Origin of the sequence: Pseudomonas sp. NPDC089752 (assembly GCF_044748725.1) — a bacterium.
Classification (GTDB): Bacteria; Pseudomonadota; Gammaproteobacteria; order Pseudomonadales; family Pseudomonadaceae; genus Aquipseudomonas.
The window spans coordinates 327,671-351,688 of the sequence record NZ_JBIVGP010000002.1 but is presented as its reverse complement, the minus strand read 5'-3'; the positions used below and the strand labels follow the sequence as shown (position 1 = coordinate 351,688).

Genomic DNA, 24,018 nt, shown 5'->3' with positions numbered 1-24,018 from the left:
GGATAGACCTCAATTGTCCTTGGGCTTGTCGGTGAGGAATTTGCCTTGCGGCGCTTCGGCGTGTTGCTGGCGCCGGGTGTTGCCATCGATGCCGCCGGCGATCGCCCATTCGGCGAAGACCGTCGGGCCTGGTTCGAATTCGCGTGGTTGCCAGTCGCCGGTCAGCTGGTCTTCGTCGGCGTAGTACTCGACCAGCGCGCCAGCCGGATTCTTGAAATACCAGAAGAATGCCGACGACACCGGATGACGACCCGGGCCGATCTCGGTGGCCCAGCCGCAGCGCGAAATATGCATGCCGCCGCCGAACACTTCGTGCAGGTCACGCACGGTGAAGGCCACGTGATTGAGCCCGGCGCGCGGGGCCGGTAGCTGCAGCATGAACAGATCGTGGTGGCCGCCTTCCTCGGCGGTACGCAGGAAGGCGCCACGGTTGGGATAGCGGTCCGAGGCCTGGAAACCGAAGCGCTCGTGGTAGAAGGCTTCGCAGGCGTTCACATCCTTGACGAAGAACACCACGTGGCCCACTTCGATTGGCGTGGCACGCTCGTAGACCGGCGCCGGCTTGTTGATCCGGCCCTTGGTCTGCCAGGTGTTGTGGCCGCTGCACTCGATATCCAGCGCGCGTTTGCGGGTGACCTGCAGGCGGATCGCCAGGCCATTGGGGTCGGTGCAGCCAATGCGGCCGTTACCTTCGACAAAGCCCGGGTCGTTGGCGATGCGCTGGCTGTACAGCGCCAAGTCGGCCTGGCTTTCGACGCCCCAGACCACTTCGCGCACGGTCGAGCCGGGCTCGATGGCGGGCGGCAGCCCGGGTTTGTCGAGGGCGGCCAGTACCACGCGGCAGCCGTTGAGGGTTTCGAAGATCACCTCGTCAGGTTGCTCGCTGACTTTGTTCAAGCCCCAATCGGCAAAGAAGCGCGCGCAGGTGGCGAGGTCTTCCACGCCATAGGTGACTTCGTCGATGCCCAGTACGCTCATTGCCCTGCCTCCACGCCGGCCCAGGCCAGCGGCTGTGTGTTCATGCCCCAGTAGAGGCTCTTCTGTTCCATGTACTGCAGGATGCCCTGGCGACCTTTTTCGCGGCCCAGGCCGCTGTCACGCCAGCCGCCGAAGGGCGTCGAGATGGAGAACTGCTTGTAGGTGTTGATCCACACCGTGCCGGCCTGCAGCTTGCGGCCCAGTGCCCAGGCGCGTTTGTAGTCGCGGCTCCAGATGCCGGCGGCCAGCGCATAGAGGCTGTCGTTGGCCTGGTTCAACAGTTCTTCTTCGCTGTCGAAGGGCATGGCCACCAGCACCGGGCCGAAGATTTCTTCCTGGCACACCTGCTGGTGATTGCCCAGGCCTTCGAGGATGGTCGGCGGGTAGAAGTAGCCCGCGCCGCTCGGGCGTTCGCCGCCCAGGCGCAGGCGGCCGCCTTCGGCCAGGCCCAGGGCCACGTAGCGCTCCACCGATTCGCGGTGGGCGGCGCTGATCAGCGGGCCCATCTGCGTGCGTTCATCGGCAGGGTCGCCCAGGCGCAGTTGCGCGGCGGCGGCGGTCAGACGGGCCATGAACGGCTCGTACAAAGCGCGCGCGACAAACAGCCGCGAGCCGGCGATGCAGGCCTCGCCCGAGGAGCTGAAGATCCCGTACAGCACACCGGCGACAGCGTGGTCGAGGTCGGCATCGTCCAGAACGATGGTCGGCGACTTGCCGCCCAGCTCCAGTGACACCGGCATCATCTTGTCGGCGGCGATATGGGCGATGTGCTTGCCGGTCCGAGTGCCGCCGGTAAACGACACACGCTTGACCAATGGGTGACGGGTCAAGGCATCACCGAGCAGAGAACCTTTGCCCGGCAACACGCTGATCAGCCCCTTGGGTAGCCCGGCGTCTTCGCAGATTTGGGCCAGTTGCAAGGCCATCAGCGGTGTGATTTCCGCTGGTTTTATCACCACCGCATTGCCGCCGGCCAGGGCCGGGGCGACCTTCTGCGCCTCGCTGGCAATCGGCGAATTCCAGGGGGTGATCGCCGCAACCACGCCCATCGGCTCGTACACGCTCATGCTGACGAAATCGCCGCGCGACGGAGTGATGGTTTCTTCCAGCGTTTCGCAAGCGGCAGCGAAGAACTGGAAGGTGCCCGCCGCGCTGGCGACCAAGGCGCGGGTCTCGTTGATCGGCTTGCCGTTGTCCTGGCGCTGCAGTTGCGCCAGTTCTTCGCCGCGCTCGCGGATCAGCTCGGCGATGCGGTACAGCACGGCGGCGCGCTCATGCGGTTTGCGCTCGGCCCAGCCGCTGTGCAGGAAGGCCCGGTGCGCGCCCTGCACGGCGGCTTCGACATCGTCCAGGCTGGCGGCATTGAGCCAGGCGACCGGCTCGCCGGTGGCGGGGTAGCAGGTGGCGTAGCGTTCGCCACCACCCAGGCGCCAAGTGCCGGCGATGCAGATGGGTAAGGTCTGTTCCAGTGTCATTGGCAGTCCCCTAGATGGAAATGGCATGGGCGTGGTTGCCGAGGGCGCGCACCACGCTGTAGACGGTCAGCGCCGAGGTCTTCGGGTTGGCTGCCAGCGGTTTGCCGCGCAGGCTCATCTCGAAGCGGCCAAAGGCGCCGCGGGCTTCGACCTGGTGCACGTTTTCGTCGCTGTGCGGGTCGGCGATCAGGGTCACACGGGTGCGGTCCAGGCCCAGCCCGGCCAGCGACAGCGTGGCTGCGACGTTGGCGTTCTTCGGGTACAACCGCGCCGCTTCACGGGCGCTGCCGTCGAAGATCACCGTCGCTTCGCTGAGGCTGTCCAGCGTGCAGACCTGCTCGGCCGGGGTGTGTTTCCAGGCCTGCGCCGGTTTGCGGCCGATGTAGGTGACCGCATCCAGGCCGCCGACCTTGGCCGCCGACAGCGCATCGATGCCGCCGATGGCGCCCGGCAGCAGCTCGATGCGCGTATTGCCGCGCGCCGCTGCCGCTTCCAGGCGCTCGACCAGGCCGGGCTCGGACAACGCACCGACCGAGACGATCAGGCAGGCGATGCCGCGCTCCAGCGCCGGCAGCACGTGCTCTTCGATGGCCTTGTGGCCGGCGCACTCGACCAGCAGGTCGGGGCGTGCAGCGGCGGGCAGGGCGGTGAGTACCTGTGGCGGCTGGCGGAAGCTGGCCAGGCGCTGGCGCACCAGGTCTTCGGAGCCGGCAGAGGCGATCACCGCATCGACGCACAGCTGCGGGTCTTGCTCCAGCAGTTCCAGCACGCTGACACCAATGGCGCCGCAGCCGATCATGGTGATATGCAACATGGCGGGGTCCTCAGGCCGTGGCCTTCTGCGCCTTGGTTTCGCTGTTTGGCGGGCCGGCGAACTGGGTGGCGAAGCCGCCGACGCTGAGCATGTCCACTTCCAGCAGGAACGGGCCTTGCTCGCCCAGGGCGCCTTTGAGCACGTCGCCGAAATGCTTCAGGTCACTGACCAGGCCGTGGCGCAGGCCGAGCGATTCGGCGAGCTTGCTGTAGTTCGGCGTGTGCAGCTCGACGTAGGCGTGGCGGGCGCCGTAGATGGCGTCCTGGATGTTGCGGATCACGCCGTAGCGCTGGTCGTTCATCAGCAGGATGACCACGTTGGCTTTCTCCTGCACCAGGGTCGCCAGCTCGCCCAGGTTGAGAATGAAACCGCCGTCGCCGGCCAGGGCGAACACCTTGCGCCCGGGTGCCGTTTCCGCTGCCGCCACCGCCGCGCCAATGCCCATCGCCAGGCCCTGGCCGATGCCGCCACCGAGGGCGTGAACGCCGGCGAGCGGGTGGTAGAGGTTGAGCAGGCGGTTGCCCCAGATGCTGTTGGACAGGGTCACGTCGCGCACCCAGGTGAAGTTGCGCCCGGTCTGCGCCTGCAGCTGCTCGACCAACGCCGCATAGGGGCCGAGGTCGGCGACCAGTTGCTGGCGTGATTGCTCGCGCACGGCGTTGAGTTCGCCGAGGAAGTTCGGGTCGATGTTCAGGCGGCCCTGCAGGCGGTCGGCCAAGCCATCCAGGGCCAGCGCGGCATCGCCGCAGACGAACAGGTCGCTGGGGTAGCTGCGCCCTTCGATGGCCGGGTTGACGTCGATGCGCAGGGTGGTGCGCGGCAGCTTCAGGGCGTACTTGAAGGTCTCGTTGCTGCGCAGCCGCGAGCCGGCTACGACCAGCGCGTCGCAGGTCTGCATGAAGCTTTCGACCCGCTTGTTCTGCGAGAACGCGCCCAGGCAGCGAGGGTCGTCTTCGTTGACCACGCCACGGCCCTGGGTCGAGGTGATCACGCCGACGCCCATGTCCAGCAGGCGCTTGACCTGCGCGCCGGCATGCCGGGCGCCGCCGCCCAGCCATAGCAGCGGGCGGGTGGCGCTGGCCAGGCGCTCGGCGACCAGGTCGAGGGCTTCGGCGGCAGGTGCGGCGACCGGGATCGGCAGCGGCGACAGGTCGCTCGGCATGGGGATGAAGGCCGACTGGATATCGATCGGGATTTCCACGCTGACCGGGCCGGTGGGCGCGGTCAGGGCGGTCTGCACGGCCAGCTTCAGGGTGCTCAGCGCGGTTTCCACGCTGCGCACGCGGAAGGCCGCCTTGGACACGGCCTTGAGCATGGTCAGCTGGTCGCGCGCTTCGTGGATGTAGGCCAGCTCCTGGTCCAGGTACGGCGTTTCGATCTGCCCGGTGATGTGCAGCAGCGGGGTGCCGGCGGTCAGCGCTTCGACCATCGCCCCGGCCGCGTTGCCGGCGGCGGTGCCGGTGGAGGTCAGGCACACGCCCAGGCCGCCGCTGCTGCGGGCATAGGCATCGGCCATGTTGGTCGCCCCGGCTTCACCGCGGGCCATGACGAAACGGATGTTGCCGCGCACGGCGAAGGCATCGAGGATCGGCATGTTGTGGATCGAGATCACGCCGAACGCCGCCTTGACGTCGCATTGTTCGAGGAACGCGGTGATGACGGCACCGACGGTGACAGTGTTTTCGTTACGCATGGCGGGACAGGCCTCCGGATACATCGATATGACTGCCAGTGGTGTAGGCCGACAGGGGCGAGGCGAGGAACAGGATCGCCTGCGCCGCTTCCTTCGGCAGGCCAAGGCGGCCCAGGGGGATTTGTTTGCGTTGCGCCAGCTGTGCGGTCCATTGCGACCAGTCCAGCTCGCGCTCTTCGCGGGCCTCGAAGCGGCGTCGCCATTGCCCGGACTCGACCAGGCCGATGAGGATGCCGTTGACCCGGATACCGTGTTCGGCGAATTCGAACGCCATCGAGCGCACCAGGTTCTTGATCCCGGCACGGGCGGCCGAAGTGGCGACCATGTGCGGCTCGGGCTGGCTGGCCAGCAGCGAGTTGACGCAGACGATCGAGGCGTTGGCCTGGCCCTGCAGTTGCGCCTTGAACGCCCGCACCGGGTGGATGACCGAGAAGAACTTGAGCTGCAGTTCGTCGTGCCAGGCTTCGTCGGTGGTGCTGGCGAAGGTCGACACGCGGCCCTGGCCGGCATTGTTGACCAGCACCTGGGCCGGGCCGAGTACTGCCAGGCTGGCGGCGGCGAAGGCCTGCACGGAACTGGCGTCGAGCACATCACACACGTGCGCCAGCAATTGCGCTTCGGGGAAGCGTTCGCGCAGTCGCGCTTCGGCGCTGCGCAGGCGGTCTTCGTTGCGCCCGCAAAAAGCCACGCGGGCGCCGGCTTCGAGCAGCAGTTCGACGCAGGCGTAGCCGATGCCAGACGAGCCGCCGGTGACGATCACGGTGCTGTCGTGTAGTTGATAGGGGTTCATTTCAGTCCCTCATCAGTGCAGTGACGTGGCCGCTGCCGGGCCGGTAGTTGAGCAGGCGCGACAGTTCATCGGCGCTGCCGCGCACCTGGCCGAGCAGGTTGTCGAAATTGACGTGGGCGATTTGCACGGTGGGGATGGTCAGGCCGAGGGCGGCGACCACTTGGCCGCTGGCATCGCGCACGGGCGCTGCCACGGTGGAGATGGTCGACTCGAAGAAGCCTTCGCCACTGACATAACCACGCAGGCGGTCGGCCTGGACCAGGTCGAACAGTTCCAGCACGGTTTTTGGCGTGCACGGCGAGTACTGTTCCAGATGCTCTTCGGGGTACAGCTCGCGCAGCTCGGTCAGGCTCAGGTCGGCCAGCAGGATGCGCCCGAGCACGGTGGCGTGGGCCGGCAGGCGGGTGCCGACGGTGACTGCGCTGGAGAACACCGACGGTGGCGAAACCTTGGCTACGTAGACGATCGAGCGGCCGTCGCGCACCACCAGGTTGCTCGGGTAGTTGAGGTGGTCGCACAGCCGTGCCAGCAGCGGCTGGCCCAGCTCGGTCAGCTCCAGCGAGGCCAGGTATTCGAAGCCCAGGCGCAGCACCGACATTCCCAGGCGGTACTCGTTGCCGCTGCGGGTGACGAAGCCCATGGTTTCCAGGGTGGTCAGCAGGCGGAAGATGGTCGAGCGCGGCAGCGACAGGCGCCGGGCCAGTTCAGGGGCGGTCAGGGTGCGGTTCTGCCGGCTGAATTCACACAGCAGCAGCAGGCCGCGTTCCAGGCCCGGGACAATGTACTTGTCCTGGTTTTCCTTCAACGGATCCATATCGTTCATAGCACGCTACCTGTGAGAGAGGCGTCCAGGGCGCGGGCCAGCAGGCCCGTCACCGTGTCGGGTTGTTCGATGGCGCAGGCATGGCCGGCGCCGTGTATCAGCGTGAAAGGCGCGCCCAGGGCCGCGGCGAGGGCCGCGCAATCCTCGGCGAGGGTGATGCTGTCGGCGCTGCCGCAATGCACTTCGCAGGGCACCGTTTGGCTCGCGTAACGCAGCAGGTAGTCACCGCACAGCAGTTCAATGGCCTGGCGGTAGCCGTGGGGCTGCAGCCGCGCCATGTTCCACTGCACCCAGTCCAGGGACTCGCGGCTGGCGCTGGCCGACAGCAGGTGCGCGCTGCGTTCGCGGGCCATCTGCTCGATGCCCAGGTGTTCCAGGCTGTGCAGGCGCTTGCTACGCACGGCCTGGCCTTGTTCGGCGTGCGCCCCGTAACCGCGTGCCGGGCTGATCAGTACCAGGCGGCTGACGCGCGGCGGGTGTGCCTGGGCAAAGGCGCTGGCGGTCAATGCCCCGAGGGAGTGGCCGACCAGCACGCAGCGTTCGATGCCCAGGGTATCGAGCGTCTGCAGCAGGCGCCCGGCATAGTCCTGCGCATTGGGGGTGGCCATCGCCAAGGGAGTGGACCGGCCGTACCCCGGCGCATCCCAGGCAATCACCCGGGCGCGCTCGCTCAAGCCCATGGCCACCTGCAGCCAGCTGGCCGCACCCGAACCGATGCCATGCAGCAGCACCACCGCCTCGCCACTGCCGGCCTGGCGCACGGCCACTTGGCCGCCGTCCAGGTGCAGCAGGCACTCGGTGAAGCGCTGATCGAGCAGGGCGGGAGAGGGCATGAGCATCGGCTTACCCGCGCTTGATCGAGGCCAGCGGGTGCGCTGGCGGGTAGGTCGGGGTCACCGGCTTCTTGGCGCCGAGCATCACGCACATCAGCGCGTCTTCATCGCCCACGTTGATCTCTTCGCGGTACACCCCTGGCGGCACCGAGATCAGGTCACGGTCGGTGAGAATGGTCTCGAAACGCTCGCCGTCTTTTTCGATGATCACCTTGAGCTTGCCGCGCAGCACGAAGAACACTTCTTCGACGTCGGTGTGCAGGTGCGGCGGGCCTTCGTGGCCGGCCGGGATGACCATGGTGGAGAAGGTGAAATGCTCGGACGGGATGGTGTTCATGTCACTGCCGACACCCGTGCCGCCAGTGCCCACGTAACGCATTTGCGCGCGGCGGAACTTGGGGTCGTAGTCGGCCTGGAACTTCAACGCGTCCCAGTCGTAGCGGCGGGTCTCGTAGCGGGCGATGCGGGTCTGCATCCAGCCGGCCAGGTCGGAACCTTCGGGTTGATCCCAGGTTTTCGGGGTGGCTTGCTGCAGTGAAAGGTCGGTCATGGCGGTCTCCTTTGCTCAGGGCATGACGAACCCGCCGTTGACCGGCAGGGTTTGTCCAGTGATGAAGCGCGACAGGTCGGACAGGGCGAACAGCACCGCGCCACTGACGTCGTCAGGCAGTTGCGGGCGCTGGATGGCCCGTTGTTCGGTGTACAGCCGGTGGCGGGCCTCGGGCACGTAGGCGGTAGCCTCGACCAGCACCAGGCCGGGGGCGATGGCGTTGACGGTGATGTTGGCAGAGCCCAGCTCGCGCGCCAGGCTGCGGGTCATGGCGATCACCGCGCCCTTGCTGGCGACATAGGCCAGCAGGTTCGGCGCGCCCCACAGCGGGGTGTCGGAGGCCAGGTTGATCACCGCGCCACGGCCGCTTTCTCGCAGTGCCGGCAGGGCGGCGCGGGTCATCAGCCAGGTGCCGCGCACATTGACCTGCATGACCTGGTCCCAGGTTTCGATGTCCAGCTCTTCGCAGCTCTTGCCGCCGGAGTTGGTGATCGAAGCGTTGTTGACCAGGCCGTCGAGGCCACCCAGGCGCTTGACTGTGCGTTCGATGCAGGCGTCGATCGACTCGGGGCTGGCCAGGTCCAGGCTGACGCCGCTGACGTCCAGGCCCATGCCGCTCAGTTCGCAGGCGGCCTGTTGCACGCGGCCGGCCAGCACATCGGCGATCACCACCCGGGCACCGGCCTGGGCGATGGCCTGGGCGAAGGCATAGCCCAGACCGCGAGCACCACCGGTGACCAGCACGCGGCGGCCTTGGAGAAGGTTGTGGAAGCTGCTCATCATTGGCTACTCAGCATGGCTTTGGGGAGGTAATGCAGCACGCGCTTCTCGGCCCAGACCACAGCGCCGTAGGCCAGCACACCGATCAGCGTGAGCATGACGATGGCCACGAACACCCCGGCGGTGTTGCCCTGGCCTTCGGCGTCCACCAGCAGGAAACCCAGGCCCTGGTTGCCACCGACCAGCTCGCCGACGGTGACCCCGATGACGGCCAGGGTCGAAGCGATGCGCAGGCCGGAAAACAGCGCGGCCATGGCCGAAGGGAATTCCACCAGGCGGAAGATCTGCCAGCGGCTGGCGTTCATGGTGCGCACCAGGTTGATCATGTCCGGGTCGACGGTGCGGATGGCCGAGAGCACGTTGATCATCACCGGGAAGAACACGATCAGGATGGCGATGAGGATCTTCGGGTAGATGGTGTAGCCCAGCCACATCACGAACAGCGGGGCGAAGGCCACCTTGGGCGCGATCTGCAGGGCCAGGATGTACGGCGACAACATCGCCTCAGCCGACGGCGACAGGCCCAGCGATACACCGATGGCCACGCCCAGCAGGGCGCCGAGCACGAAGCCGACGATGATCTCGAAGGCGGTGATCAGGGTGTGCTCCAGCAGGCCGCCGGAGTGCCACATCAGCAGGCTTTCCTGGGCCACGCGGCTTAGCTGCGGCATGACGAACTCGGGCATGCCGACCAGCCCCGGGCCCCATTGCCAGAGCGCCAGGAACAGGACCAGCAGGGCGACGCTGCCGGCCACGGATGGGTTGAGGTTTCTCATCAGGCGGTTACCTTGTCATTTGGCCGCGGTGCGGGTTTCGATGAACTGGTTGCTGTACAGCTCGTCGAGCTTGGGTTCGCGGGTGACGATGCCCTCGCTGACGTAGAACTTGCGCACGCTTTCCAGGCGCGCCGGGTCGATGCGGCCGAGCACCGGCTGGCCGGCGTAGACGTACTCCACGTACAGGCGCAGGGTTTTCTCCAGCGACGCTTCCTTGCCGGCGTAGGCCGGGACGGCGCGGGCGAAGCTGGCGGCGGCGGCCTTGGGGTCGTCGATGATGTCCTGCAGGCCGCGCAGGGTGGCCTGGACCACGCCACGGACGATCTCGGGGTGGTGCTCGATGGCGTCGTCGGAGGCGAGGATCGCCTGGGCCATGCTCTCGAACACTTGCTCGCGCGGGATCAGCGTGTACTTGAGCCCGGCGTCCTCGGCATTGATGACCCAATCCGGCACACCGGCCATGGCCTGGGCCTTGCTGGCCGAGAACAGTTGCCAGACGCCCGACGGGCCGGCGGCCTGGATGTCCACGTCGTCCTTGCTCAGGCCGGCCTTGCGCAGCGAGGCGAGCAGGGCGTAGTAGGTGGTGTCGGAGTACGACATCACGGTCAACGTCTTGCCCTTGAGCTGCTGGATCGACTGGATGTTCTCGCCGGCATTGGTGGCGATCATGGTCACCCCGCCGCCACCAAGCACGGCCACCGCGCGCACCGGGATGCCGTTGGGGCGGACGATGATCGGCGTGTCGCCGATGGCGCCGCCGACCAGGGCATTGCCGGCGCCGATCTGCTTGGCCACGTCGACCCCGCCTTTGGCGGCGATGAAGGTCAGGTCCAGGTCCTGGGCCTGGTAGTAGCCCTTTTCCTTGGCGATGATCCACGGCGCGAACGCCGGCAGGCTGGGCGGTGCCGGCAGCAGGTAGGTGACCTTGGTCGGTTCGGCCTGGGCCGTGAGGCTCATGGCCAGGGTAGCCACGGCGGTGAGCGCCACGCGCTTGAGGTGTGTGGTGAGCATGCTAACTCCCGAATGATGAGTGGGGCGTCGGTCAGTGCAGGTCGAGGTCTTCGCCGACCTTCAGCAGATCCATCAAGCGGCCGGCGAGCGGGCCGATTTCCGGCAGCTTGCGGCGCTCCAGCGGGTTGTTGCGGTGGGGCAGGTCGATCTCGATTTCCTCGATGATCGTGCCGGGGCGGGCGCTCATCACCAGCAGGCGGTCGGACAAAGCGATGGCTTCGACCAGGTCGTGAGTGATGAACAGGGCGGTCTTCTTTTCCTCGAACAGCATCTGCGCCAGGTCCTGTTGCAGGATCATCTTGGTTTGCGCATCGAGGGCCGAGAACGGTTCGTCGAGAAACAGCACCTGCGGGTCGATCGCCAGGGTGCGGGCGAGGGCGGCGCGCTGGCGCATGCCGCCGGACAGCTGGAACGGGTAGTGGTCGGCGAAGCCTTGCAGGTTGCAGCGCTTGAGCAGATCTTCGGCGATGACCTTGCGCTGGGCGGCGGGCATGCCCTGGATCTCCAGGCCCAGCTCGACGTTGCGGCGGATGCTGCGCCACGGCATCAGCAGGTCTTTCTGCAACATGAAGGCGACTTTGGGCACTGGGCCGTTGACCGCTTCGCCGCTGACCAGCACCTCGCCTTCGGTGGGGCGGTAGAGGCCGGAACCCATGTTGAGAATGGTGCTCTTGCCACAGCCGGACGGGCCGATGATGGACACCACCTCGCCGCGACGGATCTGGAAGTTCACCCCACGGATGGCGAACGGGGCCTCCGCTTGGCCTTTGGCCGGGAACGCTTTGCCGACGTTGCGAAATTCGATTTCCGTTGCTGCTGCGTGGCGCGGTTGTTCATGCCATTGCGGGGCGATTGCGTACATCTCTTTCACAGCCATGGGAATGTTCTCTGGTCTGTTTTATAGGTGATACGCGGTTTAGTGCATGAACAATGCCAGCTGAGAAATTTCGTTTAAATATTAAGAAATTGCTTATTTATTAGAGAGTTGCAGAATGAAGGTGGTTTAGTTGATGTTTTATATATAAAACAAGGTTTTCTATATGGCACGAAAATGCCCAGCAACCGCGCATGAATTTGTGATCGTGCGAGGGAGTTGGGCATTTTGGGTAACGCGGCAAAGTTTGGTTTTACAGGTGAAACGGCAACACCACAGTGGGAGCGGCTTCAGCCGCGAACACCGGCGAAGCCGGTGCCATCCACCGCGTCGCCTGCTTCGCGGCTCAAGCCGCTCCCACTGGTCTTCTCTGCGGCTTCAGAACAAGCCACAGTGCAGCGGCAATCAGCAGTCCACCATATAGGTGCCCCATCGACAGCGACTCATCCAGCAGCCAGGCACCCCACAGCACACCGAACACCGGGATCAGGAAGGTCACGGTGCTGGCCTTGACCGGCCCGATCTCGGACAGCAGGCGGAAGTACAGAATGTAGGCGAATGCCGTGCACACAAGCCCCAGGCCCAGCAGCGACAGCCACACTTGCCAGCCACCCCAGCTGGCGGGTGGCTGGGTGAGCGCACTCCAGGCGAACAGCGGGGTCAGCAGCAGCGTGGCACCGAGCATGCTGCCGAGTGCTGAAAGGCGACTGTCCAGGCCGCTGATCCAGCGCCGCGCGAGAAAGCCGGCAAAACCGTAACAGGTGGTCGCCGCCAGGCAGGCCAGCGCGCCTTGCAATAGGTTAAGGTCCAGCGCCACAGGGCCGGCACCGCTGAGGATGCCGACACCGAACAGGCCAAGGAAGATGCCGCACAGTTTGGGCAGGGTCATCGCCTCGTGGAAGAACAGCGCGCCGATCAGCACGCCCATCAGCGGGGTGGTGGCGTTGAAGATCGCCGAGTAGCCGGCTGGCAACACTTGCGCCGCCACCGAATAGAAGGTGGCCGGGATGCCCGAGTTGATCATGCCCAGCACCAGGCAGGCGCCGAGCTTGCCCTCGAAGTTCCAGGGCACCCGCGCTGCGGCGAGGATGGCGATCAGGCCCAGGCAGGCGATCGAGACGCGGAAGAAGGCGGTGGGCACGGTGCCGAGTTCCGGGGCGATGATGCGCATGAACAGAAAGCTCGCCCCCCAGACGGCGGCAAGGGTCAGCAGGCGGGCTAGGGCGATGGGGCTCACGGCGGTCTCCGGGTACAGGGCAGGGCGCGAGTGTACTTGATGGTGGACGGGCGGTTCTTGTTCATTCTTGCGGTGTGAATCAGTGCCGGCCTCTTCGCGGGGCAAGCCCGCTCCCACAGATTCACCACACAACTCAAGATTTCTGTGGGAGCGGGCTTGCCCCGCGAAAGGGCCGGCACAGGCTCCACATCGGTAAGAGTCCGACTAAGCTGTCTATCTCAGCCCACCCCGAGGTATCGCGCATGACCCAGCACTGGCCGGCCGGCGAGATCGCCCGGATGATCCTCGATGGCTTCGACGACTACCGCGAGCATTTTCGCCGCATCACCCTCGGCGCCCGCGAGCGCTTCGAGCAAGCGCGCTGGCAAGCTATCCAGCGCTCGGCGGCGGCGCGGATCAACCTGTATGAACAGAAGGTCGGCGAGGTCAACGGCTGGCTGCGTGATGCGTTCGATGACGAGGTGCTGCTGGAGGTCGAGCAGTGGCCGCTGGTCAAAAGTGCCTATATCCGCCTGATCGACCCGCGCCTGGACGATGAGCTGTCGGAAACCTGGTACAACTCACTGTTCTGCAGCCTGTTCAGCCACGACCAGATCAGCGACGGTTGCATGTTCATCCACACCACCCGGCCGTCGATACGCAGCCATCAGCGTGCCACGCAGACCCGCACTTATTCCCCCGAGGGCAGCCTAAAGAGCCTGCTACGGGCGATTTTCGATGACTATGGTTTCGCCTATGGCGACCTCGACGGCGACGTCTCGCGCCTGGAGCAGCAACTGAAGGAATGCCTGCCGGACTGGGTATGCAGGGACCCGGCCCTGGCCGTGGAGCTGTTCGTACCCGTGCTGTACCGCAACAAGGGCGCTTACCTGGTCGGCCGGTTGTACAACACAGACGAGCAATGGCCGCTGGTGATCCCGCTGCTGCACCGCGAAGGCCATGGCATCGAGGCCGATGCGCTGATCACCGACGAAGCCGAGGTGTCGATCATCTTCTCCTTCACACGCTCGTATTTCATGGTCGATGTGCCGGTGCCGGCGGAGTTCGTCAACTTCCTCAAACGGATTCTGCCGGGCAAGCACATCGCCGAACTGTACACCTCGATCGGTTTCTACAAGCACGGCAAGTCGGAGTTCTACCGCGCCCTGATCAACCACTTGGCCAACAGCGATGACCGCTTCGTCATGGCCCCTGGTGTACGCGGGATGGTCATGAGCGTGTTTACCCTGCCGGGGTTCAATACCGTGTTCAAGATCATCAAGGACCGTTTTGCGCCGTCGAAAACGGTGGACCGCGCCACGGTGATCGACAAGTACCGCCTGGTGAAGAGCGTCGACCGGGTCGGGCGCATGGCCGATACCCAGGAGTTCGCCGATTTTCGCTTCCCTGTGGACAAGTTCGAGCCTGAGTGCTTGGACGAGTTACTGGAGGTGGCGCCATCCACCGTGGCTCTGGAGGGCGATACGGTGTTGATCCGACATTGCTGGACGGAACGCCGGATGATCCCGCTCAATCTTTACCTGGAGCAGGCCAGCGAAGCCCAGGTGCTCGAAGCGTTGGAGGACTATGGTCTGGCCATCAAACAATTGGCCGCGGCGAATATCTTCCCAGGCGACATGCTGCTGAAGAACTTCGGGGTGACCCGCCATGGCCGGGTGGTGTTCTACGACTATGACGAGATCAGCTACCTGACCGAGGTGAACTTCCGCCATATTCCGCCGCCGCGTTATCCGGAGGATGAGATGTCGGGCGAGCCGTGGTATTCGATTGGCCCACATGATGTGTTCCCCGAGGAATTTCCGCCGTTTCTGTTTGCCGATATTGGCCAGCGCCGGTTGTTCAGCCGGCTGCATGGGGAGTTGTATGACGCGGATTATTGGAAAGGGCTGCAGGCATCGATTCGCGAGGGCAAGGTGATTGATGTGTTTCCCTATCGGCGCAAGGGGCGGTGATCTTGTTGCCAGTACCGGCCTCTTCGCGGCTGAAGCCGCTCCAGGGGCTGCGGCGATACCTGTAGGAGCGGCTTCAGCCGCGATGAGGCCGGTACTGATTCACCCCTTCATGCACTTCAGCTCACTGAAATCGGTCCGCACCTTGGCCAGCCGCCCCTGCAAGAATTGCCGCTGCGCCGGGCTGCTCTGCTGCAACAGGTCGATCAACAGGCTGCGGGTCTGCTGCTCGCTGTTCTGAAAAGCGGCGCGGTACTCCGGCGTCCACAGGCTTTCCTTGCGCTGCAGCAGTTGCGCCAGGCGCGGCTCGAAGTTGGCATCGCCACGCTGGTTCATCGCCAGCACCAGCTGTTGCTGCCAGTGTGCGCGGTTGGCGATCGCCTGGCGGTTCTGGTCGCCCAGTGCCTGTGACCAGGCTTGCACACGCAGGCGTTGGCTCTCGGTCAACTCGCCAAACCACGGTTCAAGCCGTTTCTCCATGCGCTCGGCGCGCCGCTCGATCTGCTTGGCCAGCGGGGTATCGACATATTTCTTCTGCCGTTTGTCGATGTCGTCACGAAATGCATCGCGCATCTCTGCGACCTGGGCATCGCTCATGCCGCGCAGCAGTTCGCTCGCCGAGGGAGTGATCGCTGCGGCCACGCGGCCAATCGCCTGACGAGCCTCGACCGTGCGCTGTTGCAGGGCCTGGTCGGTAACCTGGTCGGCAGCGACCATGTCGCGCACGCGGTCGAGCCAGTCGAGGTAGCCGGGCAGTTGCGTCTTGCAATGCCAGGCCAACTGCTGCTTGAGCCGTTCGTCGAGCAGGGCTTTCTGCTCCCGGTTCATGTCCAGATAGTCGCTGAGTGACCAGGGCACCAGCCGGTCGAGGTTGCGGTAGGCCAGGTCCATGCGGTTGCAGGCCACCAGTGCCAAGGCGCACGCCGTGGCGATGAGCAGGGCTTTGAACAGGCGTGTAGGCATGTGCTGTTCCTTGCAAGTTGGCTGGCCACACGGTAGACGCAAGGGGATCGCGACGGTTCCGCCGAATCAGCGGTCGGGCGGCGCGCTGGCTTCAGGTGTAGAATAGCCGCCTTGTCTTGAGGAACATCGGAAATGGCTCTGCTTGGGCGTTACAACAGTTTGCAAATCGTGAAACACGTGGAGTTCGGCCTTTACCTGGACGGCGGCCCCGACGGCGAGATCCTGCTGCCCGGGCGTTACATCCCGAAAAACGCCGAAACCGAAGTCGACGACTGGCTGAACGTGTTCATCTACCTGGACAGCGAAGACCAGCTGATCGCCACCACCGAGAAACCCAAGGTGCAGGTGGGCGAATTCGCCAGCCTCAAGGTCAAAGACATCAACGGTGCGGGCATCTTCCTCGACTGGGGGCTGTCGAAAGATTTGCTGATGCCGTACTCGGAAGAGGCGCGGCCGCTGAAGATCGGTGATTACTGCGTGGTGCACGTCTACCTCGACAAGCGCACCCGGCGCATCACCGCCACGTCGCGTCTGGACCGCTACCTGGACCGCACGCCGGCCGATTACCAGGTTGGCCAACCGGTCGAACTGCTGGTGGCGGGCGAAACACCGATGGGTTTCAAGGCGATCATCAACAACCGCCACTGGGGCCTGATCCACAAGAACGAAATCTTCAAGTTCATGCGCTCGGGCATGCACGAGAAAGGCTACATCAAGGAAGTGCGCCATGACGGCAAGATCGCGCTGAGCCTGCAGCCGGTAGGCCAGGCGCTGGCCGAGGGGCTGCACGAGCAGATCATGCAACGCCTGGAAGCCGAAGGCGGCGTGTTGCCGGTGTGCGACAAGAGCGATCCGGAAGTGATCAGCCGCATGTTCAACGTCAGCAAAGGCAACTTCAAGAAGGCGATTGGCGCGTTATTCAAACAGGGCCGCATCGTCATCCATGACGACCGCATCGAGCGGGCCTGAGGTCAGGCCTGTACGAAAGTGCTGAAGTCCAGCTGCTCGCCACCCGGGCGGGTGTCGCGCAGCAGCGAGTCGCGGTCGGCACTCAGCGCCAGGCTGATGGTCGAGCGGCGCTTGCCGGGGTTGCGCACTTCCATCTGCTCCTGATGAGCCTTGATGAAGTTGGTCGGCACCTTGAGGTGTTGCAGCTCATCGCTTTCAGGGGTGTGCAGCAGCAGGTTGACCCAGTCGGGCTGCCCTTTGCGCAGCAGCGCCACCGGCACCTCGAACCACCACAGGTTGCGTTTGCGGTCGAGGATGGCGAACAGGGTGTTGGCGCTGGTGAGCACTGGCTTGGCCAGTGCCTGATTACGCCGGGCGATGGCGGCGGGTTTGTCGAGTTTCATGCAGGTTCCTGCGGTTTGACGCTATAAAGGCCTGCATTGTGAGGGGTGGCACGATGCGGGGCAAGGTTTCCCATCTGCATCGACCCGACTGGCCTCTTCGCGGGGCAAGCCCGCTCCCACAGGTAAAGTGCACCCCCAGTTGTGGGAGCGGGCTTGCCCCGCGAAGAGGCCGGTTGACTCAGCGGCGAATGGGCTGACTCAACTCCGAAGTGGCGCCATCTGCGGTGGTCACCGTGGCCGTGAAGCTGCGTATCCCACCCGCATTTTCCAGCACCTGCGCAAACCGCGCCTGCCCCTTGGCATCGCTGTTCACCAGCACTTCTCCCAGATACTGCTCAGCCTCAGTGCCCTCAGCCTCAGCATTGCCGAACACCTCGATCCGCAACAGGCTCGACGCCGGCCCTTGCACCTCACCCCGCAGAACATTGCCACTGAACTCAAGCAGCCGTGGCGCCTGCTGGTTGTGGTTGGGTAGCGGCTGGCACGGCTTGGGCTCGCCCTTGGCATCACAGATGATCGCCTGGTCCTGCTTCGGCAGATCCGCGCCGACCCCGCGCGAGCCGACATACAACGCATGAGCCTGGGCCGGCACGCCAAATACGATGGCCCCGGTGCGTTGGTCCGCCACACACGAGCCCCCAGCTTCACAGCGGCGGATATCCTGGCTATTGCCCCAAATGCGGTTGCCGGTCAGGCGCGTGCTGGTGACCTCCGGCTCCGGGCGCAGGGCCACACCGATGCGGTTGCCGTGGATCAGGTTGCCGTCGAGGATGTTGCCCTCGCCGGTGACGCTGACGCCGATCGAATTGCCGCTGAAGGTGTTGGCGCCCAGGTAATTGCGCTTGCCCCAGTTGATCTGCAGGCCGTCGGAGTAGTTTTCGAAGCGGTTGCGCACCACGCTGTTGTCGTTGCCCAGGAGAATCTCGATGCCCTGGGACGGCTCAGGGTTGGCGGCCGTGGAGCGGAACAGGTTGTCGGCCACCAGGTTGAACGCGGCGCCACGGGTCAGCTCCAGGCCATCGCCGTTGTCGATCAGCTGGTTGCGCAGCACCTTGTTGTTATTGGTAGTGGTGGCGGTCGGGTTGCCGGCGCCATCATCGCCAGTGAGCATGATGCCGGCACCGCCTTTGTTGGCAACGATGCGGTTGTCTTCGATGACGTTGTTGCCAGCGCGATTGACCAGGATGCCGATGCAGAAGTTGCGCACTTCCAAGCCGCTCAGGTGCACGCCCTGAGTGTCGCGCAGTACCAACCCTGGGTTGGTGGTGGTGCGCACGTTGGTGCCGTACTGGCCGGGGAGGGCGCCGGGGCAGGTGCGCACGCCCTGATCCTTGATATAGCCGGAACCGTCGATGGCGATGTACTGCCCATCGCGCGCCCAGGGCAGGCCGGTGATGCGCACCGGGCCCTTGATTTCCGGCAGAGCGCGGCTCGGGCGTATGACGTACGGGGCTTGGCCGACGGCGGCGATGTCGATGCGATAGTGGCCGGGGTTGTGGTTGCTGGTTTCGATTGCCCAGCGCAGGGTGCCGGGCTGGCCGTCGTCGCTGTAGCGGTCGACCGTAAGGGTTTCGCTGGCCAGGGCAGGCAGCGGCAGCAGCGGCAGCAAGGCTGCGAGCAGAGGCATCAGACGCATGGTGCGGGTTTTCCGTAAGCTTTTGTTTTTATAGGTTTGCAACCTGCATCGGGTTGCTGTTTGCCGATGATTCTAGGGCAGCCAGCAGCCGTTGCGCAGCGGTGCTTGGCCGAATCGGTGCGGTATTCGCCCGCAGATTTACCGTTCGGCTTGAGAGGGGAAAATTCTTTGAAACTCCTGACGCAGGTGGCCGGTCCACCTTTTGTCGACACGGTTCACGTGTCTCCACTTGCAGGAGAATTGCCATGAGCGGCACTAAAGACAAAGCGAAAGGCTTGGCCAACGAAGCGATTGGTAACGTCAAACAGGGCGTCGGTAAAGTCACTGACAACGACAAGTTGCGTGCCGAAGGCAAGGCCCAGGAGCTCAAGGGTGAGGCACAGCAGGTGAAGGGTGACGTCAAGGATGCGGTGAAGAAGCCTTGATGCGTTTCGCAGGCCAGCGGCGGCTGGCCTGCGACTTCTGTGTAGCCGAATTCTGAATATACGGCAGGGAGAAGCACATCAGTCGCGTGGTCTATTAGACTTCCTGTTTTACTGATCAAGCGGCGAAAGGAGACGCTATGATTTTTCCCGACCTCGGCGGCCTGCCCCTGCACCGCGTACTGGTGCGCACCGTCAAGGAATTCCTTGACGATGAGATGTCGACCTACGCGTCCGCGATGGCGTACCAGATGCTGTTCTCGCTGTTCCCGTTCCTGCTGTTTCTGATCGCCTTGATCGGTTTCCTGCACCTTCCCGACTTTTTCTCCTGGCTGCGCCTGCAGTCCGAACTGGTGCTGCCGCCCCAGGCTCTGGAGCAGGTCAACCCGGTAATTGACCAACTGCAACAGTCCAAGGGTGGGCTGTTGTCGGTGGGTATCGTCATTGCGCTGTGGACCGCATCGGCCGGCGTGCGCTTGATGATGAGTGCCATGAACGCCGCCTATGACGTCCCGGAAGGCCGCCCGGTGTGGAAGCGTATTCCGCTGTCGATCTTCTACACAGTGGGTATCGCCGGCATGCTGCTGGCCGCCGCAGCGCTGATGGTGCTGGGGCCGCAGGTGATGGAATGGATTGCCGCGCAATTCGGCATGCAGGAATTCATCGTCACCGTGTGGACCATCCTGCGCTGGCCGGCAATCATCATCCTGTTGATGGTGGCGGTGGCACTGATTTACTACGTGATGCCGGATGTGAAACAGAAATTTCGCTTCATCACCCCAGGGTCGGTGCTGGCGGTTGTAGTATGGATCATCGCCTCCCTGGGCTTTGCTTACTACGTGAAGACCTTTGCCGACTACAACGCCATGTATGGCAGCATCGGTGCGATCATCGTGCTATTGCTGTACTTCTACATCTCCGCCGCCGTGTTGTTGCTCGGCGCGGAAATGAATGCGGTGATCGAGCACATGTCGAGCGAGGGCAAGAACCCAGGCGAAAAGGACTTCGAGGGCGATAAACCCAAGGAAACCCTCACCGTGCTCGGCCATGAACATCCGGTCGAGCCGCACGCCTCCGAGCCGAACCCGCGATGATCCGTGACATTCTCAAGATGGGCGATGAGCGCTTGCTACGCATCGCCCCGCCAGTGCCCGAGCACCTGATTGGCAGCGCCGAACTGCAGCAGTTGATCGACGATATGTTCGAAACCATGCGTCATGTTGGTGGTGTCGGCTTGGCTGCCCCGCAGATCGGCATCGACCTGCAGCTGGTCATCTTCGGTTTCGAGCGCAGTGAGCGCTACCCGGATGCCGAGGCGGTGCCGCAGACCATCTTGCTCAACCCGGTGATCACGGCGTTGACCACCGAGGTCGAGGATGGCTGGGAAGGCTGCCTGTCTGTACCAGGCCTGCGTGGGGTGGTGCCGCGCTTCAAGCACATCAGTTATGAAGGGATCGACCCCCAAGGCAATCCGGTGAACCGCTTTGCGGAGGGCTTCCATGCGCGTGTGGTGCAGCACGAATGCGATCACTTGATCGGGCGGCTGTATCCATCGCGCATCCAGGATTTTGCCAAGTTCGGTTACACCGATGTGCTGTTCCCGGGCTTGGATGCTGCCGACGATTGACCGCGCGCCATGGCTATCAGGCGCTTGCTGCGCTGGTAACGTGCCAGGCGTGAGGCCAGGGCCTCTGGCAGGTTAATTGCCGAGCTGAAGCCCAGGCGCTGGTAATAGGGTTCCAGGTCGGGGTGACAGAACAACCAGGTGGGGCCGTCGCGCCCCGCCAATGCCGCTTCCACCAGCCGCGTCGCGATTCCCTGCTTGCGCCAATGCGGCGCAACCAGCAGGCCGGTCAGCCAGTGCCCGTCGGCAACCGCACTCAGGCTCAAGCCAGCAATGATCGCGCCGCTGCGCGCCACCCAGAGCTCACCCTCGCTGGCCGCACGCATGCGTGAGCCGTGCTGCTTGTAGAAATGATCGAGCAGTTTGCGTTCAACGGGGTTCAATGGGGTACAGAGTAGGGCGGCCATGGGTTTCCATCAGCAACGGCTCTGGCTCAGCCGTTACAGGCCTGAAAGCCGCTTCGCTTTGTCGCAGATTGTTGCAAAAGCTGCAAGGGTGATTGTCCGACTTCGGGGTTCAACTATTACAGACCGGGAGTAGAATTTCACCTATCCCCCCTGGCAGTACGACGAAGCGGGACCGGTACTTCGTGTCATCTTTGCAGTCGATGACAACTTCTCCGCGCCATTGACGGCATATGAAGTCAATCGATCAGCTTGATTGCTTTGAAGGCCAAACATTCATGAAACCATTACTGATTCTTGCATTGGTCGGTATGTCCTCGTTCGCCCTTGCCGATGAAGCCAGACCCGTCTCCAGCGAGCCTGTGGCCCAGCAGTACGACTACTCCATGAACCTGGACATCAAGCGGGTGATCAGCCTCTCGACCATCCCCAATGTCTGCGAAGTGGTGCCTGCGACCATGACCTATGAAGACCATCAGGGCCAGGTGCACACCATTCAGTACCGCGCCATGGGCGAAGGTTGCCAGCAGGGGTGATCGCGTCATGTCAGTGGCCTCTTCAAACCGAGCGGCGATGAAGGGGCTGCTGTCATTTGCTAATGATTTGAAAGTATCCCTCGCACCACCTCAAGCCCGCGTTTCAGCTCAGCCCGACTGCCCGCCGCCGACAGGCTGATGCGCACGGCCTGGACCTCGCTCGCGCCGATGGCGAAGACACTGGCGGGGACGATTTCCACCCCTTGAGCACGACACGCACTAACCACCCTATCTGCGCCTTGAGGCGTGGCCAACCATGCGTGGGGGGAGGGGTGGACGCTGTTTTGCAAGCCATCCCCCAACAGTGTTCGGGCCAGGCGCCAGCGCTCTTGGATCTCATTGCGCTGCCAGGCCAGCCGTCGTGCCGCAGTACCTTCCTCGATCCACTGGCAGGCGACCTGCAGGTTTAGCGGCGATACCGACCAATGACTGGCCTGGGCGTGTGGATCGACCTGCGCCAGTAGCGTCGGGTGGGCCACGATCCACCCCAATCGCAACCCCGCCGCCACCGTCTTGGACAAGCTGCTGATGAGAATGCCTTGATCGCCCAAAAGCGGATAGAGCGGCGGGCAATCGCTGAGCGCGCCATACACGTCGTCTTCGATCACCAGCAACCCCATGCGTTTGACTACCCCCGCCAGCGCCTCGCGGCGCGCCTCATCCGTGCACGCGCCAGTAGGGTTGTGCAGGGTCGGTGTGGTCACCAGTACGCGGGCACCGCTGGCGCGGGCGACGCGGTCGAGGTCATCTGGCCGCAAGCCTTGGCTGTCCAGCGCCACGCCATGTACAGGCAGGCGCAACTGGCGGCAAGCCGCCTTGATGCCCGGTGCGGTCACGGCTTCGAGCATCACCGCAGCACCGTCCTGGCAGAACGACTGTAATGCCAGCGTCAGTGCCTGCTGTGCTCCGCCGCACAGCAGCAGCTCGTCCGGTGCGAGCGCCAGGCCGCGATTGGCCAGCCAATGTGCGCCGTGGATCCTGCCCATCAATAGCTGGTCTGGCCCCAGGTAATGGTCGAGCAGCCCGTTATCGCGTTCCAGCAAGCGCTGCAGGCTGTCGCGCAGATCCTGATTGTACGGATCGGCCACCGGCACGTTGGTCGAAAGGTCGATCAGCGGTGCCTGTGCGTCAGACTGCTTGAGGCGAAACAGGGTCGCTTCCTTGCTGCCCGCAAGCACGTAGGTGCCGCGGCCCACCTCACCGGCCACCAGATGGCGAGCGGCCGCTTCGCGGTAGGCCTGCTGGGTGGTGCTAGGGTTCAGGCCGAGCTTCCACGCCAGGCGCCGTTGGGGTGGCAGACGGTCACCGACCTTGAGCTCGCCGCCTTCGATGGCACTGGCAATGGCATCGACCAGTGCCAGGTAGCGGGGTTGATCATCGTCGCTGAGCTGCGGGATCCACACGAAATTGCTACCCATGCAATATAGGAATGTACCCATACAATGCCCCGCGCGTAGGATCGGATCAACCCACTATCGAAGAAGGATGTTCGCCATGTTCAACCTTGCCGCCCTGCGTGAAGCTGCCGATTTCGTGCACCAGCATGTGCCCCCGACTCCGCAGCACGTCTGGCCCCTGCTGGCCGAACGGTTGGGTTGCCAGGTATGGGTGAAGCACGAAAACCACGCGCCCACGGGTGCCTTCAAGGTGCGTGGCGGGTTGGTCTACGTGCGTTCGCTGCTGGCGAGCGGCGAACCGCCCCGAGGGTTGGTGACCGCCACGCGCGGCAATCATGGGCAGAGCATGGCATTGGCGGCTCGTCAGGCTGGTATTCCCTTGGTGATCGTCGTGCCTGAAGGCAACTCGAAGGAAAAGAACGCCGCCATGCGCGCACTCGGTGCCGAACTGGTGGAGCACGGTGTCGATTTTGACGTCGCCCGCGAAGAGGCCGCTCGCCTGGCGGGCGAGTTGGGCTATGAGATGGTGCCATCGTTCCACCCGGAGCTTGTGCGTGGGGTGGCCACTTACGCGCTGGAACTGTTCGAGGCCGTGCGTGATCTGGAATGCGTGTATGTGCCGATCGGCATGGGCTCGGGCATCTGCGGGCTGATTCAGGCTCGCAACCTGCTGGGGCTGAATACCGAGATTGTCGGTGTGGTGTCCAGCGCCGCCGATGCCTATGCGCAAAGCTTTGAGCAGGGCCGCATTATCACCACTGCCACCGCCGAGACCTTCGCCGATGGCATGGCCTGCCGGGTGCCGCACCCGCAGGCGTTTGCACTGGTGCGCGAACACGCGGCGCGGATCGTGCGGGTGACCGACAGCGAAGTCGCCGAGGCCATGCGGGTTTACCACGAGGCCACGCACAATACCGCCGAAGGTGCGGGCGCGGCTGCGTTGGCGGCGTTGATGCAGGAGCGTGGGCGGCAAGCGGGCAAGCGGGTGGCCGTGGTGCTGAGTGGGGCGAACGTGGATCGAGCGCGTTACGCTCAGATTCTGGCGGGCGATGAAAAATCCTGAATGAATATCGGGGAATAAGTGCTATCTTATTTTGATAG

At 64.2% G+C, this 24,018-nt stretch carries 25 protein-coding genes; 7 read left to right on the top strand and 18 right to left on the bottom strand.

Annotation, left to right across the window (positions count from 1 at the left end):
• Positions 1–9: 9 nt before the first annotated feature.
• The 13 genes from ACIPZF_RS04460 to ACIPZF_RS04400 form a co-directional block, all read right to left on the bottom strand.
• The gene (locus ACIPZF_RS04460; protein WP_400795661.1) at positions 10–978 is read right to left on the bottom strand and encodes a VOC family protein; all 969 of its coding nucleotides are present in this window, start codon (positions 976–978) and stop codon (positions 10–12) included.
• Complete coding sequence (locus ACIPZF_RS04455; protein WP_400795658.1) at positions 975–2,453, bottom strand: aldehyde dehydrogenase; 1,479 nt, start codon at positions 2,451–2,453, stop codon at positions 975–977. The genes ACIPZF_RS04460 and ACIPZF_RS04455 overlap by 4 nt, the downstream gene beginning before the upstream one ends.
• Before the next feature lie 10 nt (positions 2,454–2,463).
• On the bottom strand, positions 2,464–3,267 hold the full coding sequence (locus tag ACIPZF_RS04450; RefSeq protein WP_400795656.1) for an aspartate dehydrogenase: 804 nt from the start codon (positions 3,265–3,267) through the stop codon (positions 2,464–2,466).
• Between the two features lie 10 nt (positions 3,268–3,277).
• Positions 3,278–4,960 (bottom strand): thiamine pyrophosphate-binding protein, encoded by a 1,683-nt coding sequence (locus ACIPZF_RS04445; protein ID WP_400795653.1) that lies wholly within the window; start codon positions 4,958–4,960, stop codon positions 3,278–3,280.
• The gene (locus ACIPZF_RS04440) at positions 4,953–5,750 is read right to left on the bottom strand and encodes an SDR family oxidoreductase (protein WP_400795650.1); all 798 of its coding nucleotides are present in this window, start codon (positions 5,748–5,750) and stop codon (positions 4,953–4,955) included. The genes ACIPZF_RS04445 and ACIPZF_RS04440 overlap by 8 nt, the downstream gene beginning before the upstream one ends.
• A 1-nt stretch (position 5,751) precedes the next feature.
• Positions 5,752–6,564, bottom strand: coding sequence for an IclR family transcriptional regulator (locus ACIPZF_RS04435; RefSeq protein WP_400796104.1), 813 nt, complete (start codon positions 6,562–6,564; stop codon positions 5,752–5,754).
• Between the two features lie 5 nt (positions 6,565–6,569).
• Entirely contained in the window at positions 6,570–7,412 is an 843-nt protein-coding gene (locus tag ACIPZF_RS04430; RefSeq protein ID WP_400795648.1) for an alpha/beta fold hydrolase, read from the bottom strand.
• 4 nt (positions 7,413–7,416) lie between these two features.
• Positions 7,417–7,956: a cupin domain-containing protein gene (locus ACIPZF_RS04425; RefSeq protein ID WP_400795645.1), complete on the bottom strand. Its 540-nt coding sequence runs from the start codon at positions 7,954–7,956 to the stop codon at positions 7,417–7,419.
• A gap of 15 nt (positions 7,957–7,971) precedes the next feature.
• Positions 7,972–8,736 (bottom strand): SDR family oxidoreductase, encoded by a 765-nt coding sequence (locus ACIPZF_RS04420; protein WP_400795642.1) that lies wholly within the window; start codon positions 8,734–8,736, stop codon positions 7,972–7,974.
• Entirely contained in the window at positions 8,736–9,512 is a 777-nt protein-coding gene (locus tag ACIPZF_RS04415) for an ABC transporter permease (protein ID WP_400795639.1), read from the bottom strand. The genes ACIPZF_RS04420 and ACIPZF_RS04415 overlap by 1 nt, the downstream gene beginning before the upstream one ends.
• A gap of 15 nt (positions 9,513–9,527) precedes the next feature.
• Positions 9,528–10,469 carry an ABC transporter substrate-binding protein gene (locus tag ACIPZF_RS04410; protein WP_400796102.1) on the bottom strand — a complete coding sequence of 314 codons (942 nt, stop codon included), beginning with the start codon at positions 10,467–10,469 and terminating at the stop codon, positions 9,528–9,530.
• 85 nt (positions 10,470–10,554) lie between these two features.
• Positions 10,555–11,385 carry an ABC transporter ATP-binding protein gene (locus ACIPZF_RS04405; protein ID WP_400796100.1) on the bottom strand — a complete coding sequence of 277 codons (831 nt, stop codon included), beginning with the start codon at positions 11,383–11,385 and terminating at the stop codon, positions 10,555–10,557.
• A gap of 358 nt (positions 11,386–11,743) precedes the next feature.
• Positions 11,744–12,634: a DMT family transporter gene (locus ACIPZF_RS04400; RefSeq protein WP_400795636.1), complete on the bottom strand. Its 891-nt coding sequence runs from the start codon at positions 12,632–12,634 to the stop codon at positions 11,744–11,746.
• Between the two features lie 242 nt (positions 12,635–12,876).
• On the opposite strand from ACIPZF_RS04400, the gene aceK reads away from it, so the two are divergent.
• Entirely contained in the window at positions 12,877–14,586 is a 1,710-nt protein-coding gene (aceK, locus tag ACIPZF_RS04395) for a bifunctional isocitrate dehydrogenase kinase/phosphatase (protein ID WP_400795634.1), read from the top strand.
• 99 nt (positions 14,587–14,685) lie between these two features.
• On the opposite strand, the gene ACIPZF_RS04390 is transcribed toward aceK, so the two are convergent.
• Positions 14,686–15,546 (bottom strand): DUF6279 family lipoprotein, encoded by an 861-nt coding sequence (locus ACIPZF_RS04390; RefSeq protein WP_400795631.1) that lies wholly within the window; start codon positions 15,544–15,546, stop codon positions 14,686–14,688.
• Between the two features lie 132 nt (positions 15,547–15,678).
• On the opposite strand from ACIPZF_RS04390, the gene ACIPZF_RS04385 reads away from it, so the two are divergent.
• Positions 15,679–16,515 carry a S1-like domain-containing RNA-binding protein gene (locus ACIPZF_RS04385; protein ID WP_346611625.1) on the top strand — a complete coding sequence of 279 codons (837 nt, stop codon included), beginning with the start codon at positions 15,679–15,681 and terminating at the stop codon, positions 16,513–16,515.
• A gap of 2 nt (positions 16,516–16,517) precedes the next feature.
• Here the strand turns inward: ACIPZF_RS04385 and ACIPZF_RS04380 are convergent, their stop codons facing one another.
• On the bottom strand, positions 16,518–16,898 hold the full coding sequence (locus ACIPZF_RS04380) for a hypothetical protein (protein ID WP_400795628.1): 381 nt from the start codon (positions 16,896–16,898) through the stop codon (positions 16,518–16,520).
• 178 nt (positions 16,899–17,076) lie between these two features.
• Positions 17,077–18,534 carry a nitrous oxide reductase family maturation protein NosD gene (locus ACIPZF_RS04375; protein ID WP_400795625.1) on the bottom strand — a complete coding sequence of 486 codons (1,458 nt, stop codon included), beginning with the start codon at positions 18,532–18,534 and terminating at the stop codon, positions 17,077–17,079.
• A gap of 245 nt (positions 18,535–18,779) precedes the next feature.
• On the opposite strand from ACIPZF_RS04375, the gene ACIPZF_RS04370 reads away from it, so the two are divergent.
• From ACIPZF_RS04370 to def, 3 genes are all read left to right on the top strand, one after another.
• Positions 18,780–18,959, top strand: coding sequence for a CsbD family protein (locus ACIPZF_RS04370; RefSeq protein ID WP_016498416.1), 180 nt, complete (start codon positions 18,780–18,782; stop codon positions 18,957–18,959).
• A 137-nt stretch (positions 18,960–19,096) separates the two neighbouring features.
• The gene (locus ACIPZF_RS04365) at positions 19,097–20,050 is read left to right on the top strand and encodes a YihY/virulence factor BrkB family protein (protein ID WP_400795623.1); all 954 of its coding nucleotides are present in this window, start codon (positions 19,097–19,099) and stop codon (positions 20,048–20,050) included.
• Complete coding sequence (gene def, locus ACIPZF_RS04360; protein ID WP_400795620.1) at positions 20,047–20,583, top strand: peptide deformylase; 537 nt, start codon at positions 20,047–20,049, stop codon at positions 20,581–20,583. The genes ACIPZF_RS04365 and def overlap by 4 nt, the downstream gene beginning before the upstream one ends.
• On the opposite strand, the gene ACIPZF_RS04355 is transcribed toward def, so the two are convergent.
• Positions 20,538–20,987 carry a GNAT family N-acetyltransferase gene (locus ACIPZF_RS04355; RefSeq protein ID WP_400795618.1) on the bottom strand — a complete coding sequence of 150 codons (450 nt, stop codon included), beginning with the start codon at positions 20,985–20,987 and terminating at the stop codon, positions 20,538–20,540. The two genes, def and ACIPZF_RS04355, sit on opposite strands and share 46 nt — an antisense overlap.
• A gap of 275 nt (positions 20,988–21,262) precedes the next feature.
• On the opposite strand from ACIPZF_RS04355, the gene ACIPZF_RS04350 reads away from it, so the two are divergent.
• A complete protein-coding gene (locus tag ACIPZF_RS04350) occupies positions 21,263–21,520 on the top strand; it encodes a DUF2790 domain-containing protein (RefSeq protein ID WP_400795615.1) in 258 nt (85 codons plus the stop codon).
• A gap of 59 nt (positions 21,521–21,579) precedes the next feature.
• On the opposite strand, the gene ACIPZF_RS04345 is transcribed toward ACIPZF_RS04350, so the two are convergent.
• Complete coding sequence (locus tag ACIPZF_RS04345; protein WP_400796099.1) at positions 21,580–22,938, bottom strand: PLP-dependent aminotransferase family protein; 1,359 nt, start codon at positions 22,936–22,938, stop codon at positions 21,580–21,582.
• Positions 22,939–23,014: 76 nt separating this feature from the next.
• Between ACIPZF_RS04345 and ACIPZF_RS04340 the strand changes: the two genes are divergently transcribed.
• Positions 23,015–23,980, top strand: coding sequence for a threonine dehydratase (locus ACIPZF_RS04340; protein WP_400795612.1), 966 nt, complete (start codon positions 23,015–23,017; stop codon positions 23,978–23,980).
• The last annotated feature ends 38 nt before the right edge of the window (positions 23,981–24,018 follow it).

What these genes read in the sequence shown, in the direction of transcription:
- ACIPZF_RS04460 (WP_400795661.1), bottom strand. Translation starts at nt 978, where the DNA reads ATGAGCGTACTGGGCATCGACGAAGTCACCTATGGCGTGGAAGACCTC.
- ACIPZF_RS04455 (WP_400795658.1), bottom strand. Translation starts at nt 2,453, where the DNA reads ATGACACTGGAACAGACCTTACCCATCTGCATCGCCGGCACTTGGCGC.
- ACIPZF_RS04450 (WP_400795656.1), bottom strand. Translation starts at nt 3,267, where the DNA reads ATGTTGCATATCACCATGATCGGCTGCGGCGCCATTGGTGTCAGCGTG.
- ACIPZF_RS04445 (WP_400795653.1), bottom strand. Translation starts at nt 4,960, where the DNA reads ATGCGTAACGAAAACACTGTCACCGTCGGTGCCGTCATCACCGCGTTC.
- ACIPZF_RS04440 (WP_400795650.1), bottom strand. Translation starts at nt 5,750, where the DNA reads ATGAACCCCTATCAACTACACGACAGCACCGTGATCGTCACCGGCGGC.
- ACIPZF_RS04435 (WP_400796104.1), bottom strand. Translation starts at nt 6,564, where the DNA reads ATGGATCCGTTGAAGGAAAACCAGGACAAGTACATTGTCCCGGGCCTG.
- ACIPZF_RS04430 (WP_400795648.1), bottom strand. Translation starts at nt 7,412, where the DNA reads ATGCTCATGCCCTCTCCCGCCCTGCTCGATCAGCGCTTCACCGAGTGC.
- ACIPZF_RS04425 (WP_400795645.1), bottom strand. Translation starts at nt 7,956, where the DNA reads ATGACCGACCTTTCACTGCAGCAAGCCACCCCGAAAACCTGGGATCAA.
- ACIPZF_RS04420 (WP_400795642.1), bottom strand. Translation starts at nt 8,736, where the DNA reads ATGAGCAGCTTCCACAACCTTCTCCAAGGCCGCCGCGTGCTGGTCACC.
- ACIPZF_RS04415 (WP_400795639.1), bottom strand. Translation starts at nt 9,512, where the DNA reads ATGAGAAACCTCAACCCATCCGTGGCCGGCAGCGTCGCCCTGCTGGTC.
- ACIPZF_RS04410 (WP_400796102.1), bottom strand. Translation starts at nt 10,469, where the DNA reads ATGAGCCTCACGGCCCAGGCCGAACCGACCAAGGTCACCTACCTGCTG.
- ACIPZF_RS04405 (WP_400796100.1), bottom strand. Translation starts at nt 11,385, where the DNA reads ATGTACGCAATCGCCCCGCAATGGCATGAACAACCGCGCCACGCAGCA.
- aceK (WP_400795634.1), top strand. Translation starts at nt 12,877, where the DNA reads ATGACCCAGCACTGGCCGGCCGGCGAGATCGCCCGGATGATCCTCGAT.
- ACIPZF_RS04390 (WP_400795631.1), bottom strand. Translation starts at nt 15,546, where the DNA reads ATGCCTACACGCCTGTTCAAAGCCCTGCTCATCGCCACGGCGTGCGCC.
- ACIPZF_RS04385 (WP_346611625.1), top strand. Translation starts at nt 15,679, where the DNA reads ATGGCTCTGCTTGGGCGTTACAACAGTTTGCAAATCGTGAAACACGTG.
- ACIPZF_RS04380 (WP_400795628.1), bottom strand. Translation starts at nt 16,898, where the DNA reads ATGAAACTCGACAAACCCGCCGCCATCGCCCGGCGTAATCAGGCACTG.
- ACIPZF_RS04375 (WP_400795625.1), bottom strand. Translation starts at nt 18,534, where the DNA reads ATGCGTCTGATGCCTCTGCTCGCAGCCTTGCTGCCGCTGCTGCCGCTG.
- ACIPZF_RS04370 (WP_016498416.1), top strand. Translation starts at nt 18,780, where the DNA reads ATGAGCGGCACTAAAGACAAAGCGAAAGGCTTGGCCAACGAAGCGATT.
- ACIPZF_RS04365 (WP_400795623.1), top strand. Translation starts at nt 19,097, where the DNA reads ATGATTTTTCCCGACCTCGGCGGCCTGCCCCTGCACCGCGTACTGGTG.
- def (WP_400795620.1), top strand. Translation starts at nt 20,047, where the DNA reads ATGATCCGTGACATTCTCAAGATGGGCGATGAGCGCTTGCTACGCATC.
- ACIPZF_RS04355 (WP_400795618.1), bottom strand. Translation starts at nt 20,987, where the DNA reads ATGGCCGCCCTACTCTGTACCCCATTGAACCCCGTTGAACGCAAACTG.
- ACIPZF_RS04350 (WP_400795615.1), top strand. Translation starts at nt 21,263, where the DNA reads ATGAAACCATTACTGATTCTTGCATTGGTCGGTATGTCCTCGTTCGCC.
- ACIPZF_RS04345 (WP_400796099.1), bottom strand. Translation starts at nt 22,938, where the DNA reads ATGGGTAGCAATTTCGTGTGGATCCCGCAGCTCAGCGACGATGATCAA.
- ACIPZF_RS04340 (WP_400795612.1), top strand. Translation starts at nt 23,015, where the DNA reads ATGTTCAACCTTGCCGCCCTGCGTGAAGCTGCCGATTTCGTGCACCAG.